Origin of the sequence: Nitrospirillum bahiense (genome assembly GCF_007828025.1) — a bacterium.
GTDB classification, from domain to species: domain Bacteria; phylum Pseudomonadota; class Alphaproteobacteria; order Azospirillales; family Azospirillaceae; genus Nitrospirillum; species Nitrospirillum amazonense.
In genome coordinates this window covers 558,204-577,074 of record NZ_VITO01000001.1, presented here as the reverse complement: position 1 = coordinate 577,074, position 18,871 = coordinate 558,204, and the positions used below count along the sequence as shown (strand labels likewise).

Genomic DNA, 18,871 nt, shown 5'->3' with positions numbered 1-18,871 from the left:
GGCCATTGATTCACGAGGAAAGTCCGACATGACAAATCGCGGGGCGGGCGACAGCGTCCCCCAGATAAGACTATATCGGGAATGGCTGCATCGGGAACGCGGCCTGACATTTCCTGATTACGCGGCGATGTGGGAATGGTCGCGATCCGATCTCGCCGCGTTCTGGCTGAGCGTCTGGGATTATCACGCGCTGGAATCCCCGACGCCGCCGACCGTCATCGTGGACGGGGCGATGCCGGACGCACGCTGGTTCGCGGGCGCGCAGGTGAATTATGCACGCCAGGTGTTTCGCCATGCCGACCTGGCCGATGCCGCCGGGCAACCGGCGATCATCGCGGAAGGGGAAGGCGGGCAGGCCATCGAATGGACCTGGGGCCAGTTGCGGCGGCGCACGGCGTCGCTGGCCCTCGCCTTGCGTCGCGGGGGCATAGGGCGCGGCGACGTGGTCGCGGCCTACCTGCCCAATATCCCCGAGGCGGTCGTTTCCATGCTCGCCTGTGCCAGCCTGGGCGCGGTGTGGACGATGTGCTCGCCCGATATGGGCACGCCAGCGGTGCTGGATCGATTGCGGCAGGCGGCACCCAAGGCGCTCATCGCCGTCGACGGGGTCTTTTATGGCGACCGGCGCATGGATCGCTCCGCCACCGTCGAGGCGATCCGGCGCGGGCTGCCCACCGTCGCGTCCCTGTTCGCGATCCAGACAGGACATGGCGCGGCGCACATACGGGACTCGGTCGACTTCGACGGTGCCCAGTCTGCGGACGACGCGGAGGTCGCGGCGTTCGAGCCCGAATGGCTGCCTTTCGATCATCCGCTGTGGATTCTCTATTCCAGCGGAACGACAGGCCTGCCCAAGGCGATCGTGCACGGGCACGGCGGCATCGTCGTTTCGGCCTGCGTCGGCAACATGCACCTGGACCTGGGCCCCAGCTATTCGCTCAACACGGTCGGCGAAAGATTCCACTGGTACAGTGCCACGGGCTGGGTGATGTGGAACATCCAGGTCGGTGGACTTCTCACCGGGACGACGATCTGCCTCTATGACGGTTCGCCGAAAGGTGCCGCGGGGCAATCGGAATGGCAGCCTTTATGGGCGTTCGCCGCGCGGCACGGCGTGACCTGGTTCGGTGCCGGGGCGGCGTTTTTCGCCAGTTGCCGCAAGGCGGGCCTGGCCTTGAACGGGATCGGTGACCTGAGGGCCATCCGCGCGCTGGGCAGTACCGGCTCCCCATTGACGGCCGATGTCCAGGACTGGGGCACCGCGCAGTTTGACGCCGTGGGCACCCCCGACATCTGGTGGTGCAACATCTCCGGCGGGACCGACATCGCCGCCGCGTTCCTGTCGGGGAACCGGGAATTGCCTCCGACGCCTGGCCGCCTTCAATGCCGCCACCTGGGCGCCTCGGTCGAGGCCTGGGATGAGGATGGACACGCGCTGCGCGGGCGCGTCGGCGAGCTTGTCTGCACGCGGCCCTTCCCCAGCATGCCGCTGTTCTTCTGGGGTGACGAGGACGGCAGCCGCTATCGCTCGACCTACTTCGACGCGTGGGACGGCATCTGGCGGCATGGTGATTGGCTGGCGGTGGAGGCTGACGGAAGCTGCGTCATCGCCGGACGGAGCGACGCCACCATCAACCGGCACGGCTTGCGGATGGGCACCGCCGACATCTATGCCGCCGTGGAGCGCCTGGGGTCCATTGCGGACAGCCTGGTGATCGACCTCGAGGATGGCGCCGGCGACAGCAAGCTGCTCATGTTTGTCGTCCCCGGCGACGGGCGCGCCTGGGGTCCGGACCTGGAGGCGGCCGTGGTCGCGGCCATCCGGGACACGCTCTCGCCCCGGTTCATCCCCGACGCGTTCATTCCGGCACCGGCGATTCCGCGTACCCTGTCCGGCAAGAAGCAGGAACTGCCGATCAAGCGCCTGTTCCAGGGCTGGCCCGTGGCAAAGGTCATTGATCCCAATCTGACCGAGAATCCCGGCGTCATTCCCTGGTACATCACGCAGGCCGAGGCCTGGCGGGAACGATCGGGCGCTGCGGAAACGAAAGCCGGGGGGGACATTGCCAGGGGTGACATTGGATGAACGCGCGGCAAGTGGATAAAGCGTTGCGTCAACCGTCTGCCGCGCAGCCCGTGGCTGACGGGCGGGCGCCGGCCCGGGAAGAACAAATGACGGATTCATCAGCGGCGAACAATGGGGCGGCGACCAAAGGGACCTCGCTCTTCAAGGTCGCGTTGACGGCCGGTGCCGGCGCCACCATCGAATGGTACGATTTCTTCGTCTACGGAACGGCCGCCGCCCTGGTCTTTCCGAAGATCTTCTTCGCGGCGGACTTGCCACCGCTGGTGGCCCAGCTCGCGGCGTTCAGCACCTTCGCCGTGGGCTTCATCGCCCGGCCGTTCGGCGGCATCGTATTCGGCCATTTCGGGGACCTGTTCGGCCGCAAGAAGGCCCTGCTGGTCGCGCTGCTGACCATGGGCCTCGCCACCACCGCGATCGGCTTCCTGCCCACATATGCGAGTGTCGGCGTCTTCAGCCCGCTGCTGCTCCTGGCCCTGCGCTTCGTCCAGGGCATCGCCGTCGGCGGGCAATGGGGCGGTGCCGCCCTCATGGCGATCGAAAGCGCTCCCCCAGGCAGGGGCGGCTTTTACGGCAGCTTCGTCCAGATGGGCGTCCCGTTGGGCGTGGTCCTGTCCAACATCGTCTACTTCTTCGTGGTGGCGGCCTTCCCGCAGAACGCGTTCGAAACCTGGGCTTGGCGCGTGCCGTTCATCCTGAGCATCGCGCTGGTTTTCGTCGGCCTCTATATCCAGACGAGGTTGGAGGAGTCGGTGGCATTCGAACAGGCCGCTCGGACGCAGGATTTCCCCCGGAAGGAAAAGCGCAAGTCACCGGTCCTTCAGGTTCTGGCACGCCACCCCAGGAAGATCGTGTTGGCGGGTGGGGCCTTCATCGCCTCGAACACATGCTTCTACGCCGCGATCACCTATGCCGTGTCCTATGGTGACTCGGTCCTGCACCTGTCGCGAAGCGCAATGCTCGCGTCCGTGGTGGCGGCGAGCGTTGTCATGGTGCCCGGCCTGCTGTTCTTCGGGGCGCTGTCGGACCGGTGGGGGCGATCAACCCTTTTCATGGCCGGGGCGGCACTGACCGGGCTGTGGTCCTTCGCCTTCTTCCCGCTGTTGGAGACGCTGTCCTATCCGGCCGTCCTGGTGGCGCTCGTCGTGGAACTGCTGTGCCTGAGCGTGATGTACGGCCCGCAGGCGGCGCTTTTCGCCGAATTGTTCCCGGTGGAAGTGCGCTATTCCGGCGCCTCGCTGGGTTACCAATTGGGCGCCGTCATCGGCGGCGGGTTCGCCCCGATCATCGCGACCGCCCTGTTCGCGAAGTACGCGTCGACCCTGCCGATCTCCATCTTCCTGTTCGGCGTGTGCTTCATATCGCTGACATGCACCTATTTCTTGACCCGGGACGCCAAATCATCTTCCGCCAGGCGAGGTTCATGACCATGAAGGTTTCAGCGCTTAACTTTTCAAAGCTCTTGACCCCGCTCGCCATGGCGATGGCGGCTTTCGCGCTCGCCACGCCGTCACCGGCGGCCGAAACGGCGACAGCGGCCGATGCCGCCCGCTGTGAGGCGCTTACCCAACTGCGCCTCAAGGACACCACCGTCGACAGCGCCGCGATGGTTGAAAAAGGGGCGGGGGTCCCTCCGGGTCTCCGCGACGCATCGACCCTGCCGGCCTTCTGCCGTGTTGTCGCCCATGTCCGATCGGCCCCCGATTCCGATATCGGGGTCGAGGTCTGGTTGCCGGTCGGCACCTGGGGCGGCGTCTTTCACGGCAACGGCAACGGGGGATTCGCCGGCGTGCTTCAGGGCGGGTACGGCAGCATGGTCAGCGGGTTGCGGCGCGGGTACGCCGTGGCGACGACCGATACGGGAACGGCACCCGCGACGCCGCTGGACGGCGATGCGCTTATCGGTCATCCGCGCAAGTGGAAGGACTGGGGCCGTCTGTCCACCCACATCATGACGGTGACCGGCAAGGCCATCGCCCAGGCCTATTACGGCCGGGGTGCCACGCGCTCCTACTACACCGGCTGTTCGACCGGGGGGCAGCAGGGGCTGATCGAGGCGCTCTATTATCCGGCGGACTATGACGGCATCCTGGTCGGCGCGCCCGTCATCAATCGGACCTGGGGACACGCCGCCGTCCTGTGGGACTTCATCGCCGCCAATCGCACACCCGGCAGCCACCTGTCGGATGCCAAGCTTCGATTGCTGAACGACGCGGCGGTCGCAAGCTGCAACCGTCGCGGCTACGGCCTGCAGGGGGACGCCTTCATCACCGACCCCCTCAGCTGTCCCTTCGATCCTGCGGAACTGGGCTGCCAGGGCGCGGAGTCCGACCAATGCCTGACGTCGGCCGAGGTCGCGACCGCCCGCGCGTTCTACGATGGCCCGACCACCGCGGACGGGCGCGCGGTCTTTTTCGGCTGGCCGCCGGGCAGCGAGGTTCAGGGCCGGTTCGGCTGGGCGTTCCTGCAGAGTGCTGCCAACGGCCAGCCGCAATTCGGCAGCCTGTTCAAATGGGTGTTCGGCGCCGACTGGGATTGGCGGGGCTTCGACCTTGATCGTGACATGCCCACGGTCGACCGGGCCCTGGGCGGCGATGTCAACGACGCGACCCGGGGAAGCTTGCGTGCGTTCAAGGCGCGCGGCGGCAAGCTGATTATTTATCATGGCCTGGCTGACACGCTGGTGCCGCCGGGCCAGTCGGTCGCGTTCTATGACCGCCAGGTGCATGAACTGGGGGGCATGGACCAGGCCCGGGATGTTGCCAGGCTCTTTTTGGCGCCCGGGCTGATGCACTGCGGTGGCGGCCCCGGCCCCGACGCGTTCAACTCGGCGCTTGGCGGCACGCCGCAACCGCCCGTCGGCGGTCCGGGGGACGACCTTTTCGCCTCGTTGGTCGATTGGGCCAACGGGGGACGCGCGCCCGACCGCGTGATCGCCACGAAGTTCGCGATGGGAGACCCGAAGACGATCCAGCTTCAACGGCCGCTGTGCGCGTATCCGCAAAAGGCGTCGTATGACGGACGCGGTTCGACCAGCGCGGCGGAAAGTTTCGTTTGCTCGTCCACGCCGAACCATTCGGAGGGGAACCGCCCGGAGGGTGACAAGGACGGGCAACATTGACGCGACGGGATCTTAAAGTCGGGGCCTGGTTGCGGGGCACTGAGATCGGCCACTCTGGCTCTTGTCACTTCCCGCCAAAAGCCCTGATGGAAGGTGGTGACCGTACTGGCCGGGCTGTCCACGGCGAATACGGAATCCAGGCGACGGCCGCCGTCTTCACGACCCACGCACCTGCGCAGAACCTTCCAATAATTCCGACAATTCGCTCCAGGGGCGCTGGGGCCCTCGTGCGTCCTCAAACCAGCGGGAGACGCGCAGCACGCCCATATCGTCGAAGCGCCGTCCCACGATCTGCAGGCCAATGGGCAGGCCCGTCGACGTATAGCCGCAGTTGATCGAGCTGGCGGGTTGCTCGGTCATGTTGAAGGGCATGGTGAAGCCGATGTGGTCGAAGGGCCGCGCGGGGTCGTTGTTGGGGCTGGGTAGCTCGGCCGCGAAGGCCGGCATGGGCGCCACGGGCGACAGGATGTAGTCATAGGCTTGGCTGGCCCGTACGCCCTGTTCCCGGATGGCCATCAGGCCGCTGAAGCCGCTGTAGATGGTCATCGCGTCATAGGCCGCGGCCGGTTCCACCCAGGCCCGGATATAGGGCAGGATCTTCCGGTAGCGGTCCTGGGGCAGATCCTTCGTCTCGGCCCAGAAGCGCATGCGGAAGAAATGGTCGAAGCCGTCGAACATCTCCGGTGTGACGAAGGGCGCCATCGGCTCCACCACCGCCCCGGCCTGCTCGAACAGGCGGGCCGCCGCCGTCACGGCTTCGGCCACTTCCGGCTCGGTGGGGGACCCGCATCCCGCGTCCAGCATCAGGCCGAAGCGCAGGCCCCGGACGTCGCCCGCCAGGTTTCGCCATGGCAGGTCGGCGGGCGGCAGGCTCATGAAGTCGCGCGCGTCGGGGCGGGAGATCACCGTCATCAGCAGTGCTGCGTCGTCCACCGTGCGCGTCATGGGGCCGGCGGAACGGCCCATATAGGGCGGGTCGATGGGAATGCGCCCGTTGTTGGGCTTGAACCCGAAGACGCCGCACCAGCCCGCCGGCAGCCGCACCGAGCCGCCGATGTCCGTGCCGACATGCAGGGGGCCGTAACCCGCCGCCGCCGCGGCACCCGCCCCGGCGCTGGACCCGCCGGGGTTGCGCGACAGGTCCCAGGGGTTGCGCGTCAACGGGTGAAAGCTGGAAAGCCCGGAGGAGAGCATGCCGTAATCGGGCACGGTGGTTTTGGTGAAGGCGATCGCCCCGGCCTCACGCAGGCGCGCCGTGATGGGCGCGTCCTCCGGTTGGGGGATGAGCTCCACAGCGGCCGTTCCCATGGGCTTGGGCACGCCGCGCGTGGCGATCAGTTCCTTGAGTGTCACCGGCAGCCCGTCCAGCGGGCCCAGCGCCGCCCCCTTCCGCCACCGCTCCTCCGAAAGCCGCGCGGCCGCCAGCGCGCCGTCGCCGTCCAGCGCGTAGGTCGCGTGCAGCAGCGGCTCCAGCCTCTCCACCCGATCGAGAACGGCCTCCATCACCTCCACCGGGGAAAGCGTGCCCGCGGCGAAGGCGTCGGACAGGGCGGTCGCGGTCAGGTCGGCGAGGTTGGTCATCAGGCTGTCTCTTTCAGTTGGCCGGGAGAAGGTGAGGAACGGGAAGGGGCCTCAACATAGGGTGGGGATGACGAAGCTCGGGTCGATCACCGCCCCGCCCGAGAGCCAGCGGCGGCTTTCAACTTGAGGATAGGATAAAGACCGGGCATATGTGGAAAAATGCGCATTATCGAGAAACTGTTGGGCGAATATGCCTATGCCGGACTGGGACGACGTGCACTTATTCCTGGCCGTGGCCCGCAGCGGGCGCCTCGTCGCGGCCGGCAAGGCGGTCGGCGTGGATCATACGACCATCGCCCGCCGGCTCGGCGCGCTGGAGGCGGCGCTGGACGTGCGGCTGTTCGACCGTTCGCCGCGCGGCGTGACATTGACGGAGGCGGGGCGCCTGCTGCTGCCCCATGCCGAGCGCATGGAAAGCGAGATGGAGGCGGCGGTGGCGCGTCTGGGGCCCCGGGGGGCGGCACCGTCGGGCGTGGTGCGCATCGCCACCCCGGAGGCCTTCGGCATGGCCATCGTGGCCCCGCATGTCGCGGAGTTCCACCGGCGCTATCCGGATCTGCGGCTGGACCTCGCGCCCGAGCCGCGGCAGGTCAGCCTGGCCAATCATGAGGCCGACATCGCCATCGTGCTCAACCGCCCGCCCAAGGGGCGCGTTTTTGCACGGCGGCTGGTGGATTTCCGCCTGTGTCTCTATTCGTCGGCGGACTACCTGGCGGAGCACGGCCCCGTCGCCAGCCGGGCGGAGCTGCGCCGGCATCCCTTCGTCTGGTACATGGACGAGAAGATCGACGATCCCGAGCTGCTCTACCTCAACGAGGTGATCCCCGATGCCCGGCCGGTGTTCCGGTCCACGTCCATTTCCGCGCAGCAGGGGGCGGTGGCCGCGGGGCTGGGGCTGGGCCTGCTGCACGCCTTCGCGGCCGAGGCCGATGCGCGCCTGGTGCGGGTGCTGCCGGAGGTGGAGGTGAAGCGCAGCTACTGGCTGGTGTTCCACGTCGATCACCAGCACCAGCCGCGGGTGCGTGCGGTGGTGGAGTTCCTGGACGAGCTGATCGAACGCTATCGCCCGCAGTTCTGAAACGCTGGTCCCGGCGGCGCTCTGCCGTTGGGACCAGCGGGCCTCTACGATGTCAGGCGAGGTCGGTCAGAACCTTGCCGATCTGTTCGAAAATGCGGGCGATCTGCGCCGGTGTGACGATCAGCGGCGGCGACAGCGCGATGATGTCGCCCGTGACACGCACCAGTACCCCCTCATCGAAGCAGCGGTGGAACACCTCCATCGCCCGCGCGCCGGGGGCGCCGGGGCGGGGGGCCAGTTCGATGCCGGCCATGAGGCCGAAATTGCGCACGTCGACCACATGGGGCGCCCCCCGCAGGGAATGGGCGGCCGTTTCCCAATGGTCTTCCAGCGCCCGAGCGTGGGCGAACAGCCCGTCACGCTCATAGATCTCCAGCGTGGCCAGCGCCGCTGCCGTGGCCACGGGATGGGCCGAGTAGGTATAGCCGTGGAAAAGCTCGATGCCCGGCTCGGCACTGTTCACGATGGTGTCGTGGACGTCGCGCGAGACGGCGACCGCGCCCATCGGCACGGTGCCGTTGGTGATGCCCTTGGCCATGTTGAGCAGGTCCGGCGTGACCCCGAACCGTTCGGACGCCGTGGCCGCCCCCACCCGGCCGAAGCCGGTGATGACCTCGTCGAAGATCAGCAGGATGCCGTGGGCGCGCGTGATCTCGCGCAGGCGTTCCAGATAGCCGACCGGTGGCACCAGCACGCCGGTCGAACCGGCCACCGGCTCCACGATGACCGCCGCGATGGTGTGCGCCCCGTGCAGGGCGATCAGCGCCTCCAGCTCGTCGGCCATCGCGGCGCCGCCGGCCGGCTGGCCGCGGGTGAAGGCGTCCGCCGGCCGATACGTGTGGGAAAGATGGTCCACCCCCGGCAGCTGCGTCTGGAACCCCTTGCGGTTGCCGCCGATGCCGCCCACCGCCATGCCGCCGAAATTGGTGCCATGGTACCCGCGCGCCCGGCCGATGAGCCGGTTCCGGCCGCCTTGGCCCCGGGCCAGGTGATAGGCCAATGCGATCTTGAGCGAGGTATCGGCGGACTCCGAACCGGAATTGGTGAAGAAGATACGGTCCAGCCCGGCCGGCATGATGGCCGACAGCCGGCTGGCCAGCTCGAAGGCCTGCGGGTGGGCCAGCTGGAACGTGGGGGCGAAGTCGAGCGTGGCGGCCTGCCGGGCGATGGCGTCCACGATTTCCGCCCGGGCGTGGCCGGCGTTGACGCACCACAGGCCCGCCGTGCCGTCCAGGATCTCCGCCCCGTCGGGCGTGCGGTAGGTCATGCCGCTGGCGCTGGCCAGCAGGCGTGGGTTCTTCTTGAAAAAGCGGTTGTTGGTGAACGGCATCCAGAAGGTGGACAGGTCGGCCTCGTTGCTCCGCAGCGGCGGGCTGCCGGCGACATCTTCAAGCATTCTCAGGATCCTAGTCATGTGAAGGAAGGGAAGGGGCCGCGCGCAGGCGCGTCAGCAGGGTGGCAGCCTGCCGGCGCGGGTGCAGGGCCGCGGCGGTGAGCATGACGGCGGTATTGAGCACCAGCCCCACCAGCCCGGCGTTGAGGCCGCCCACGTCGACGGCGGCCAGGTAAATCCAGAAGGCGGTGGCGTACCCCGCCGCCATGCCCAGGATCACCGCGCTGGCCCTGACGCGCGGCAGGAACAGCGCGGCGAAGAAGGCGGGCAGCGACTGGGCGATGCCGAAATAGAAGATGTTGTTGAGGGTTACGATAAATTTGCCCGATACCTCGGTGCCGATGATGGACAGCAGGATGTAGAGCGCGGTGACGACCTTGGCCCAGCGCCGCTGACCGGCCTCGGTCAGGCCTGAGACGATGTTGCGGGTAACCAGGGGACTGATGGCCAGGCACACGCTGCTGAGCAGCACCAGGCCCGAAAGCGTGATCGTGGCCAGTACCACGCCCACCACCCATTCCGGCAGCAGCGCCTGGGCGGTGGTGATGAACACGAAGTCCGGCTGCGGCGGTTGCAGGCCATGGAACCGGGCGAAGTAGGCCACGCACATAAGCAGGGGAAAAAGCAGCAGGTACAGCGGCGAAACCACCTGCGCCCTGCGGATGGCGCCGGGGTCGCGGGCGGAGAACAGGAAGGCCCAGGTTTGCGGGATCATGGCGAAGCCCGCCGCCTGCAGCACCATGGTCGATAGGGCGAAGACGAGGCCCTTATGGTCGCTGCCGGCCTGGGCGGATGCTGCCAATGCCGCCGCGCCGCCGACCTGCCCACCACCGGCCTGCCCGCCATCGATGTGCCAGTGGGCGATGGCCACGCCGCTGACCAGCAGGATCGCCGACAGCATCAGCACGTCCTTCAGGATGGCGACGAAGGCGGAGGCGCGCAGCCCGGCGATGATCACGTAGAGGAAGGCCATGCCCCCCGCCAGCGCCAGCAGCACCACCGGCGCCACCGGCAGTCCCAGGGAGGCCAGCACGATCTTCAGCCCCATGAACTGCGTGGTTCCCACCGGCACCAGCAGCAGGATGGCGGAGCCGGCCATCACCAGCTCCAGGGCGCGGCTGTCGAAATGGCTGCGGAAGAAATCGGGGATCGTGGCGGCGCCGTAGAGGACGCCGGCCCGCCAGATGACCGGCCCCACGCAATACAACACCGGGGCCGCCAACAGGATGTAGCCGAAGAACCAGGTGATGAAGTCGCCGCCCTTGGCATAGACCCCGCCGGGGAAGCCCAGCATGCTGGTCACGCTGTACGTTTCCCCTACCGACAGGAAAAAGAACAGGACGGCGCCGAATTGTCCGGAGGCGGTGAAGAATTCCTTCGCACCCTGATGGGCGTGCCCGCGCTTGGAAAACAGCGCCAGCAGCAGGGAGGCGGCGATGATCGTGACGAAGGCCGGGATCATGGTTTCCCCTCCCCCTGGCCCTTTCCCTGGGCGCCGAAAAGACGGTTGCAGGCCAGAAGGCACAGGCTGGTGGCCGGCGCGCAGGCGAACAGGCACCAGATCGAACCCCGGATGCCCAGGAACGTGACCGAGGCGAAGGGCGCCCACAGCGTCAACCCAAAGAGCAGGGTGACCGGCAGGCCCAGCGCCAACAACGCCAAACCCGATCGCGGCATGTCCCTGCCCAGCCCGTCCTCTGTCCGTTTTTCCGCCATGCGGGGCTCCTTCCGGTTTGGTTTGGGGGCGACCTCCACGCGGGCACCCGCGAAGGGACGCCGGCCCATGTTCGAAGGATGCCGTGCCCGCCCGCCGCCGCCTAGCACCTCCTGCGGGACAGGGTGTCGCGCAAATCGGCCGGCATTGCAGGGGGGTTACCGCCGGAGGACGTGCCCCGGAAAATGCGACAGGGTGACCGCCTTAAAGTGCTTTCACCCGATTGTGCGTTGCAGCAGCATGAATGCGAACAGGTTAGGTACGGCGCATAAATCGCGAGAAAACAGCGAAGCGCCCTGGTTGAGAGAGGGGGAGCCCCCCTATGACCATTCATGTTTGGGGATGACAGATGAGCAGGCTTGTCCTTGATAAGGGCGCCCATCCGTGGCGCGATGACTTCCGTGGCGGCGTGCCCGGCAAAGGAAGAAGCACGGGATTGGACCGGGCGGCGCTGCGCACCGGCACGGCGCTGGCGCTGCTGCTGGCCCTGGCGGGCAATGCCGCCCGGGCGGCCGACCAGGCGCCAGCGGCGGAGCAGGCCGCCGACAAGGGGGCCGGGCTGGAAGAAATCGACGTGCAGACCATCCTGGTGACAGCCAACCGCCGTCTGGAGAACGCCCAGCGGGTGGGCACCTCGATCGACGTCGTGACGGGCAGCGACCTGGTCGACCGCAATGTCCAGAACGTTTACGACCTGCAATACCTAACGCCGTCGCTGCAGGTGACGCCCCAGTTCGGCAGCGGCCAGCCCGCCTACCAGATCCGCGGCGTGGGCTTCAACGACTACGCCAGCAATAATGCGCCGGCGGTGGGCATCTATGTCGATGAAGTGGCCTACCCCGTCCCCTTCGCCAGCAACGGCGCCATGTTCGACGTGTCGCGCGTCGAGGTGCTGCGCGGGCCCCAGGGCACGCTCTATGGCCGCAACACCACGGGCGGCGCCATCAACTACATCATGAACAAGCCGACCAAGGAGATGACGGCCGGCGTGGCGGTCCAGTACGGCAGCTTCGACGCCGTGACGTCGGATGCCTTCGTCTCCGGCCCGTTGAACAACAAGCTCGCCTTTCGCGTCGCGGGACAGGTGCAGGAAGGGGGCGCCTGGCAGCATAACCGCGACACCGGTGAGGCGCTGGGCGACGCGGACAGGCAGGCGTTGCGCGCGTTGTTGGATTACGACAGCGGTTCCAACCTGCGTGTGGGCCTGAACTTTCACTGGAGCCGTGACCGCTCCGACGCGGCGGGCACCTATCTCCTCTCCCCGCTGACGGCGCTCAACGCCAAATACCCCAGCCAGTATCCGGTCTACCCGGCCGATACCGCGCGCGACGCCACGGGATGGGGCACGACGCCGCAGTTCGCCTCGGAAATCGGCATCTCGCCCACCACCAAGCCCTTCTCCCACATCGACACGGTTGGCACCAGCGTGCGGGCCGACTGGGACTTCGAGTTCGCCACCCTGACCGACCTGGCCAGCTTCGACCACGCCACGCGGCAGGAATACGACAATTTCGACGGCTCACCCCGCAGCACGGGCGATGTCTATTTCGATACCCGCGCCAACGTGGCCGCCAATGAGCTGCGCCTCACCTCGACCGGGGACCAGGACTGGCACTGGGTGACGGGCCTGTATTATGCCAACCAAGTCCTGCACGACCGCTACGCCACCGGCTACTACGAACTGAACGGCTTCGACCGCAACGTCACCTATGGCCAGACGGTGAATACGGGCAGCGCCTTCGGCCAGGTGACCTACGACCTGACCGACAAGCTCAGCCTGACCGGCGGCCTGCGCCTGGAATACGAGAAGCGCGAACTGCGCGACTTCGACGCCTTTTACGTCAACAACGGCGTCGTCACCAACCCCGGCAACGTCGTGCCCTATCGCGACACCGATTTCCTGGAACCGTCGGGCAAGGCGGAACTCCAGTACCGCTTCACCGACGACGACATGGCCTACGTCTCGTTCAGCCGGGGCATCAAGTCGGGCGGCTTCACCGCCTACAACTCGAACGTCGCCCAGACCTCCACCACACCTTTCAAGCCGGAAACGATCTTTGCCTATGAGATCGGCAACAAGCTGGCGGTGCCGGAATATCACCTGCGCTTCAATATTTCGGCCTTCTATTATGATTATCGCGACCAGCAGGTGCAGTCGGCGGTGGTCAACCCGCTGACGGGCCTGGTCGGTTCCATCATCAACGCGCCAAAGTCCCATCTGTACGGTGGCGAGGCCGACTTCATCTGGGAGCCGATCAAGAACCTGCGCATCAATGAATCGCTGGCCCTGGCCAAGGGCTCGTTCGACGAGTTCTCCACCATCGGCACCGCGGTGAAGGTGGGCGGGATCTATGTCGGCGTGCCGACCGACCGGGCCGGCGAGACCGAGTTCGCGCCCAAGTTCACCTCGAACGGGTCGGTTTCCTATCTCTGGAACCTGGGTGACTATGGATTGACGACGGACATGTCCTATTCAAGCCGCAGCACCTACAACTCCATCTTCGGTTCGCTTTACAACGTGGCCGGCTACACGCTGGTGGACGCCAGCATGACCCTGGCGCCCAAGGACGACCGCTGGAGCCTGAAGCTTTTCGGGAAGAACATCTTCGACAAGCGGTATGACGTGACCCGCAACTTCTTCGTCGCGGGCAACAACATCGCGCTGGCCGGCGAGCCCGCCACCTGGGGCATGCGCTTCTCGGTCACCTACTGACCGGGGCCGGGGCAGGGGGCGAAGGAGGGGGGCCGGTGCGTCCGGCCCCCCTCCTTCGTCTCCGGCAAGGCCGCGTTCAGGCGCCCTCCAGCGCGTGGCCGATGGCGGCCGACAGCTTGCGCGCGGCGAAGGACAGGCGCCGGCCGCGGGCGCAGCAAAGGTCCACCGTGGTGATCATCGCGTCGCGCTCCTCAAAGGGCAGCGCGATCAGCTGTCCCGTCTCGATCTCGCGCTGGCAGCACATCAGGGGCAGCACCAGCGCCGCCACCTTGCGCAAGGCCAGTTCCTTGTGGACCTCGACGGAACTGCTCTCGAAGACCGGTTCCAGCGTCACGTGGGCTTCGCGCGCCATCTGGTTCAGCCGCATGCGCGACCCGTGGCTGGCCCCCGCCAGCACCAGCGGCACGCTGGCCAGCTGGCGCAGCGACACGCGTTCCTCCCCGGCCAGCGGGTGCCCGGGCGCCACGATGATCTTGTGCTCGACATAGCTGCTCAGACGGATTTCGACCTTGCTGGTCTCAGGCGAGAACATGGTCAGGCCCAGGTCGGCCTTGCCGCTTTCCACCGCGTCGAACACGTTGCTGGCGCTCGCCGTCTCGATGTGGAAAAGCAGGCCCGGGTACTGGACGTGCAGATCCGCCACCACGCGCGCCAGGATGCCGGCCGCCGGGGCGCCGGCGGCATAGATGGTCACGTTGCCGCGCTCCAGCCCCCGCAGTTCGTCCGTCGCCGCGCGCGCCTCGCGCACGTTGGCCAGGATGGTGCGCGCATACCCCAGCAGCAGCCGGCCGGACTCGGTCAGCGTGATCCCTTCGGCGTTGCGGTCGAAAAGCTCCGTGCGGAAATAGTATTCAAGCGCCTCGATCTGGCGGCTGATGGCGCTGGCCTTCACCCCGTGCGCACGGGCCAGCTGACGGAAGGATTCCGCCTCGCCCAACTCGACAAAAACCTCCAGCGCCTTCAAACGCATGTCGCCGCCCAGCCTTGCCCCACCTGCCTTCACCAGGGCACCCGCGCGTCCAGCTGGGAAACACACGTGCACCTGTTTCCTATTTTTTCCTGCGGATTCAGGCGTCAAGCCGGTCTCCGGCCCGCCACCCCCCACAGGTGTTAACCCTGACGATGTCGGCTTCGGCCCTGGGAAGTCAAGCGGCATCGGGCGGCATGACTGTGGACTGGCATCGAAGTGGGCCTCTTGGGAAAAGAGACGCAATGTGTTGAAACAGCTGAAGAAGTGACAAAGAACCGGATCCTGACCGGCGCCGGTCGGGCCCCGCCCTCAATACACTTTCTGCTGATTTGTCAGGCTGTCGAGCGCGAACAAGCCTGGGGCTTCCTTTCGGCGCCGGTTCACAGTCTGTTGCTTAAACCGGAACCTCGACCCGCGCCTGTTCCGCTTCGAACACCTGTCCTACGGTTCGTAGCCGCTGCTGCAGGCGTGGCGCGACGAAGTCGAGGAACGCCTTGAGCTTTAGCGGCTGATGCGGACGCGGCGCATACACGATCTGCACGGGAAAGGGTGGCGGCGCCCATTCCGAGAGAACCGGTACGAGAACACCGTCGCGAACGCTGTCAGCCGCTTGGTAGGAGATGATGTAGGCGATGCCGATGCCGGCGGCCGCTCCCGCGATGATGGCGTCTGCCGTGTTCACGGAATAGCGCGGGCGGATGATCGTGGTTTGCTCGCCGCGCGGGCCCGCGAAGGTCCAATCTCGCCAAAGTTTCAGCCCCTCATAGGCGATGCATGCGTGATTGCTCAGCTCTTCCGGAGACGAGGGGGCGCCATGGCGGGCGATGTAGTCTGGGCTGGCGCAGGTTACCCAGCGGACTTCGCCCACGCGTTTGGCCACCAGCGTGCTGTCGGGAAGATTGCCCAGCCGCACGGCGACGTCGACGTGTGACTCGATCAGATCGACGACGCCATCCGTCAGCGCCAGCCTGACGGTCACCTCCGGATAGGCGCTGAGGAAGTCGTGAATGATCGGCGCGACGTGCATCTTGCCGAACATGATCGGGGCGGTGACCAGCAGTTCGCCCCGTGGCGCCCGGTATTCGCCCGACGCGGCACGTTCCGCCTCGGCCAGTTCTTCCAGAACGCGCCGGGCCGAGGCGACATAGGCCGATCCGGCTTCGGTCAGAAGCAGCTTTCGGCTTGTGCGCACCACCAGTTGCGATCCGAGCATGGTCTCCAGGTCCGAGACGCGCCGGCTGACAGTGGGCAGGGGAATGTTCAGGGTCCGCGACGCGGCCGATAGACTTCCGCCATCCACGGCGGCCACCAGGGTACGCATTGCCTCGAACCGATCCATCAATCCTCTCACATAACGGAAGCCTGGGTTCCAAACCTACTGTCTACTGTGGGAATGTGGAAGGCGATAATTCTTTTCCCACAGGCAGATCACAGCCGAGTTGATCAGGAGGCAGAGCCCATGGCGCGGATACCGACCCCCACCGTGGAGGAAGCGCCGGCGCGGTCGCGGCCACTGCTCGCCGAGGTGGATCAGCGGCTTGGGGCGATACCGAATTTCTACCGGGTGGTTTCCAACAGCCCGGCGGCGCTTGAGGCCGTGCTGGGCTTCCAGGCCACGCTTCAGGGCGGCGCACTGGACGGCCTGGTCACCGAGCGTATCGCGCTCACGGTGGCTGAGGTGAATGGCTGTGACTATTGCCTTTCGGCGCAAACCTACCGGACCCGCAGGGCCGGGTTGCTGGATGATGCCGAGATCACGGCGAACAGGAACGGCGCCTCGAACGACATCACGGTGGATGCGGCTCTGCGCTTTGCAAAGAAGCTGGCGCGCGAGCGCGGGCATGTCACCGAGCGCGATGTCGATGACGTCAAGCGGGCGGGATACTCGGATGCGGAGATCGTTGAAATCGTTGCGCATGTCGCTCTCAACGTCTTCACCAACTTCATCAATGAAGCCCTGAAGACGGAAATCGATTTCCCCAAGGTCGGCACCCGCCGGCCGACCTGACCGCTCAATCATTTGGAATTCAACACCGCCGGCGCTGACACGCGTCGGCGAACCCTGGCTCACGCCCTCGAACAAGGAGAAGTGCAATGACTGTTCAATTCAAGACCACCGACGTGGACGGCCTCAAGGTCTTTTACCGCGAAGCCGGCGATGCGACCCGGCCAACGGTTCTGCTTCTGCACGGCTTCCCCAGCGCCAGCCACATGTTCAGGGACCTGATCCCGGAACTCGCCGGCCAATACCATGTCGTTGCGCCGGATCTGCCGGGTTTCGGGCAGACGGAGCAGCCGTCACGCGACAAATTCGACTACACCTTCCAGAACCTCGCCAAGGTCATCGGCCGTTTCACCGAGGTGATTGGCCTCGCCAAGTTCGCGATCTACGTCTTCGACTATGGCGCGCCGGTCGGTTTCCGGCTGGCGGTCGAACACCCGGAGCGCATCACCGCGATCATCACGCAGAACGGCAACACTTATCTGGAAGGCGTGTCGGAAGCCTTCGCGCCGATCCAGGCCTACTGGAAAGATCCGACCCCAGCCAATCGCGATGCCCTGCGTGGCTTCCTCGCGCCGCAAACGACCCTGTTCCAGTATACGCACGGTGTCGCCGACCCGAGCCTGGTCTCGCCGGATGGCCGCACTCTCGACGACTTCTACCTGGCGCGCCCGGGCAACGACGAGATCCAGCTCGACCTGCTCCTCGATTACCAGGGGAACGTCGCGCTGTACGACACCATCCAGGCCTATCTGCGCACGCATCAGCCGCCGGTCCTTGCGGTCTGGGGCAAGAACGACCCGTTCTTCATTCCGCCCGGCGCCGAGGCCTTCAAGCGCGACGTCCCCTCGGCCGATGTCCGGTTCGTCGATAGCGGACACTTCGCCCTGGAGACCCACGCCGCCGAGATCGGCGCGGCAATGCGCGAATTCCTCGTCAAGCACGTCGGCTGAGGCCGCGACCACACCCCGGGCGTCGCTGCGGTGACGCCCGAGGCTTGCTCAACAGCCGGCAACACCAAGGCCGGCACCAGGAGGCCGACATGAAAAACCCCGCTGAAACCATCCGCGGCTTTTACGAAAAGCTTGGCGCCGGCGATGTGGCCGGTGTTCTCGACCTGATCGCTCCAACCATCGAGTGGATCACCATGTGGCACTATAAGGTCACGGGCCCCGGGGTGGTCGGTGTCGTTGACGGCATCATCAAGCCGCTCGTCGCCGAATGGCCGCGGCATTCCCTGGTTTCGACGGAGTTCATCGTCGATGGCGACACCGTCGTCTCGCTCGGCGACTTTACCGGCGTCCATGGAACGACCGGCAAGGAAGCTCGGGCCCGCTATGCCCACGTATGGACCGTCCGGGACGGGCTGATCGTCCGGTTCCGCCAGTATATCGACACGCTTGCGGTGGAAGGGGCTCGATCATGAGCCGCGTTGCCATCGTCACGGGCGCGAGCCGGGGCATCGGTCGCGCCACGGCCATCCGTCTCGCGCGGGATTTCGAGGCGGTCACCATCGTCGCGCGATCGGCCGATACTTTGGCCGAGACCGCCGACATCGTTCGCTCGGCGGGTGCCGAGCCCCTGGCGCTCCCACGGGATTTGCGGACACCGGAGGCTTGTGCGTCGGTCATCCGGGCCACGCTTGACCGCTTCGGTCGCATCGATGCGTTGGCCTGCATCGCCGGGGCGGTTGCCCAGGCGGACCTCTTCGCTCTGACCGACGAACAGTGGGACGACGGCCTTGCGCTGAAGTTCCACTCCGCCCGTCGCCTGACTCTCTCGGCGTGGGATGCGCTGAAAGCGTCGCGGGGTTCGGTGGCGATCACCTCGGGCGCGTCGGCCTATACCCCGAAGGCATCGCTTGCGGCGGTTGGCACCATCAACGCGGCGATCGTGGCACTTGCCAAGGCTTTTGCCGACAGCGGGATCAAGGACGGCGTCCAGGTGAACTCGATCCTGCCGGGTTCGGTGATGACCGGCCGCCGGCGGACCATGTTGCAAGGTTATGCCGACAGGCATGGGCTGCCGCTTGAGGCGGCGGCTGAAAAATTCGCCGCCGAAATGGGCATCGCCCGTTACGGCGAGCCTGACGATATCGCCAACGCCATCGCCTTTCTGTTCGCGCCGGAAAGCCATTGGATGACCGGGACGGCGCTGCGGGTCGATGGTGGCGAGACGAAAGTCGTCTGAACCTGGTTTCAGAGCGCCGACGATGA

At 66.5% G+C, this 18,871-nt stretch carries 15 protein-coding genes; 9 read left to right on the top strand and 6 right to left on the bottom strand.

The window, feature by feature from the left end; all coding sequences use genetic code 11:
* Nucleotides 1-28 precede the first annotated feature (28 nt).
* From FBZ88_RS02430 to FBZ88_RS02420, 3 genes are read left to right on the top strand one after another with little or no spacing between them, the layout of a single operon-like run.
* Complete coding sequence (locus FBZ88_RS02430) at nt 29-2,086, top strand: acetoacetate--CoA ligase (protein WP_145615231.1); 2,058 nt, start codon at nt 29-31, stop codon at nt 2,084-2,086.
* Complete coding sequence (locus FBZ88_RS02425; RefSeq protein WP_246138458.1) at nt 2,083-3,510, top strand: MFS transporter; 1,428 nt, start codon at nt 2,083-2,085, stop codon at nt 3,508-3,510. Before FBZ88_RS02430 ends, FBZ88_RS02425 begins: the two co-directional genes overlap by 4 nt.
* Nucleotides 3,507-5,204, top strand: coding sequence for a tannase/feruloyl esterase family alpha/beta hydrolase (locus FBZ88_RS02420; RefSeq protein WP_145615230.1), 1,698 nt, complete (start codon nt 3,507-3,509; stop codon nt 5,202-5,204). Before FBZ88_RS02425 ends, FBZ88_RS02420 begins: the two co-directional genes overlap by 4 nt.
* A 156-nt stretch (nt 5,205-5,360) precedes the next feature.
* Here the strand turns inward: FBZ88_RS02420 and FBZ88_RS02415 are convergent, their stop codons facing one another.
* Entirely contained in the window at nt 5,361-6,785 is a 1,425-nt protein-coding gene (locus FBZ88_RS02415) for an amidase (RefSeq protein ID WP_145615229.1), read from the bottom strand.
* 196 nt (nt 6,786-6,981) lie between these two features.
* Between FBZ88_RS02415 and FBZ88_RS02410 the strand changes: the two genes are divergently transcribed.
* Nucleotides 6,982-7,863 carry a LysR family transcriptional regulator gene (locus tag FBZ88_RS02410; protein WP_145615228.1) on the top strand — a complete coding sequence of 294 codons (882 nt, stop codon included), beginning with the start codon at nt 6,982-6,984 and terminating at the stop codon, nt 7,861-7,863.
* Between the two features lie 52 nt (nt 7,864-7,915).
* Here the strand turns inward: FBZ88_RS02410 and aptA are convergent, their stop codons facing one another.
* Genes aptA through FBZ88_RS02395 form a run of 3 tightly spaced genes read right to left on the bottom strand, consistent with a single transcriptional unit; the run spans nt 7,916 to nt 10,972 of the window.
* Nucleotides 7,916-9,259, bottom strand: coding sequence for an omega-aminotransferase AptA (aptA, locus tag FBZ88_RS02405; RefSeq protein ID WP_211102475.1), 1,344 nt, complete (start codon nt 9,257-9,259; stop codon nt 7,916-7,918).
* A gap of 10 nt (nt 9,260-9,269) precedes the next feature.
* Nucleotides 9,270-10,718: a sodium:solute symporter family protein gene (locus FBZ88_RS02400; protein ID WP_145615227.1), complete on the bottom strand. Its 1,449-nt coding sequence runs from the start codon at nt 10,716-10,718 to the stop codon at nt 9,270-9,272.
* Nucleotides 10,715-10,972 (bottom strand): hypothetical protein, encoded by a 258-nt coding sequence (locus FBZ88_RS02395; protein WP_145615226.1) that lies wholly within the window; start codon nt 10,970-10,972, stop codon nt 10,715-10,717. The genes FBZ88_RS02400 and FBZ88_RS02395 overlap by 4 nt, the downstream gene beginning before the upstream one ends.
* Nucleotides 10,973-11,319: 347 nt before the next feature.
* Here FBZ88_RS02395 and FBZ88_RS02390 point away from each other — a divergent pair, with 347 nt between their 5' ends.
* Nucleotides 11,320-13,683 (top strand): TonB-dependent receptor, encoded by a 2,364-nt coding sequence (locus tag FBZ88_RS02390; RefSeq protein WP_145615225.1) that lies wholly within the window; start codon nt 11,320-11,322, stop codon nt 13,681-13,683.
* A 76-nt stretch (nt 13,684-13,759) separates the two neighbouring features.
* Here FBZ88_RS02390 and FBZ88_RS02385 read toward each other — a convergent pair whose 3' ends face one another.
* Nucleotides 13,760-14,653: a LysR family transcriptional regulator gene (locus FBZ88_RS02385; RefSeq protein WP_186464157.1), complete on the bottom strand. Its 894-nt coding sequence runs from the start codon at nt 14,651-14,653 to the stop codon at nt 13,760-13,762.
* A gap of 394 nt (nt 14,654-15,047) precedes the next feature.
* Nucleotides 15,048-15,992, bottom strand: coding sequence for a LysR family transcriptional regulator (locus FBZ88_RS02380; RefSeq protein WP_145615223.1), 945 nt, complete (start codon nt 15,990-15,992; stop codon nt 15,048-15,050).
* Between the two features lie 120 nt (nt 15,993-16,112).
* Between FBZ88_RS02380 and FBZ88_RS02375 the strand changes: the two genes are divergently transcribed.
* From FBZ88_RS02375 to FBZ88_RS02360, 4 genes are all read left to right on the top strand, one after another.
* Nucleotides 16,113-16,661, top strand: coding sequence for a carboxymuconolactone decarboxylase family protein (locus FBZ88_RS02375; RefSeq protein ID WP_145615222.1), 549 nt, complete (start codon nt 16,113-16,115; stop codon nt 16,659-16,661).
* 86 nt (nt 16,662-16,747) lie between these two features.
* Nucleotides 16,748-17,608, top strand: a complete 861-nt coding sequence (locus FBZ88_RS02370) for an alpha/beta fold hydrolase (protein WP_145615221.1) — start codon at nt 16,748-16,750, stop codon at nt 17,606-17,608.
* Nucleotides 17,609-17,697: 89 nt separating this feature from the next.
* Entirely contained in the window at nt 17,698-18,081 is a 384-nt protein-coding gene (locus FBZ88_RS02365; RefSeq protein ID WP_145615220.1) for a nuclear transport factor 2 family protein, read from the top strand.
* A complete protein-coding gene (locus FBZ88_RS02360; protein WP_211102474.1) occupies nt 18,078-18,845 on the top strand; it encodes an SDR family oxidoreductase in 768 nt (255 codons plus the stop codon). The genes FBZ88_RS02365 and FBZ88_RS02360 overlap by 4 nt, the downstream gene beginning before the upstream one ends.
* The last annotated feature ends 26 nt before the right edge of the window (nt 18,846-18,871 follow it).

What these genes read in the sequence shown, in the direction of transcription:
- FBZ88_RS02430 (WP_145615231.1), top strand. Translation starts at nt 29, where the DNA reads ATGACAAATCGCGGGGCGGGCGACAGCGTCCCCCAGATAAGACTATAT.
- FBZ88_RS02425 (WP_246138458.1), top strand. Translation starts at nt 2,083, where the DNA reads ATGAACGCGCGGCAAGTGGATAAAGCGTTGCGTCAACCGTCTGCCGCG.
- FBZ88_RS02420 (WP_145615230.1), top strand. Translation starts at nt 3,507, where the DNA reads ATGACCATGAAGGTTTCAGCGCTTAACTTTTCAAAGCTCTTGACCCCG.
- FBZ88_RS02415 (WP_145615229.1), bottom strand. Translation starts at nt 6,785, where the DNA reads ATGACCAACCTCGCCGACCTGACCGCGACCGCCCTGTCCGACGCCTTC.
- FBZ88_RS02410 (WP_145615228.1), top strand. Translation starts at nt 6,982, where the DNA reads ATGCCGGACTGGGACGACGTGCACTTATTCCTGGCCGTGGCCCGCAGC.
- aptA (WP_211102475.1), bottom strand. Translation starts at nt 9,259, where the DNA reads ATGCTTGAAGATGTCGCCGGCAGCCCGCCGCTGCGGAGCAACGAGGCC.
- FBZ88_RS02400 (WP_145615227.1), bottom strand. Translation starts at nt 10,718, where the DNA reads ATGATCCCGGCCTTCGTCACGATCATCGCCGCCTCCCTGCTGCTGGCG.
- FBZ88_RS02395 (WP_145615226.1), bottom strand. Translation starts at nt 10,972, where the DNA reads ATGGCGGAAAAACGGACAGAGGACGGGCTGGGCAGGGACATGCCGCGA.
- FBZ88_RS02390 (WP_145615225.1), top strand. Translation starts at nt 11,320, where the DNA reads ATGAGCAGGCTTGTCCTTGATAAGGGCGCCCATCCGTGGCGCGATGAC.
- FBZ88_RS02385 (WP_186464157.1), bottom strand. Translation starts at nt 14,653, where the DNA reads ATGCGTTTGAAGGCGCTGGAGGTTTTTGTCGAGTTGGGCGAGGCGGAA.
- FBZ88_RS02380 (WP_145615223.1), bottom strand. Translation starts at nt 15,992, where the DNA reads ATGGATCGGTTCGAGGCAATGCGTACCCTGGTGGCCGCCGTGGATGGC.
- FBZ88_RS02375 (WP_145615222.1), top strand. Translation starts at nt 16,113, where the DNA reads ATGGCGCGGATACCGACCCCCACCGTGGAGGAAGCGCCGGCGCGGTCG.
- FBZ88_RS02370 (WP_145615221.1), top strand. Translation starts at nt 16,748, where the DNA reads ATGACTGTTCAATTCAAGACCACCGACGTGGACGGCCTCAAGGTCTTT.
- FBZ88_RS02365 (WP_145615220.1), top strand. Translation starts at nt 17,698, where the DNA reads ATGAAAAACCCCGCTGAAACCATCCGCGGCTTTTACGAAAAGCTTGGC.
- FBZ88_RS02360 (WP_211102474.1), top strand. Translation starts at nt 18,078, where the DNA reads ATGAGCCGCGTTGCCATCGTCACGGGCGCGAGCCGGGGCATCGGTCGC.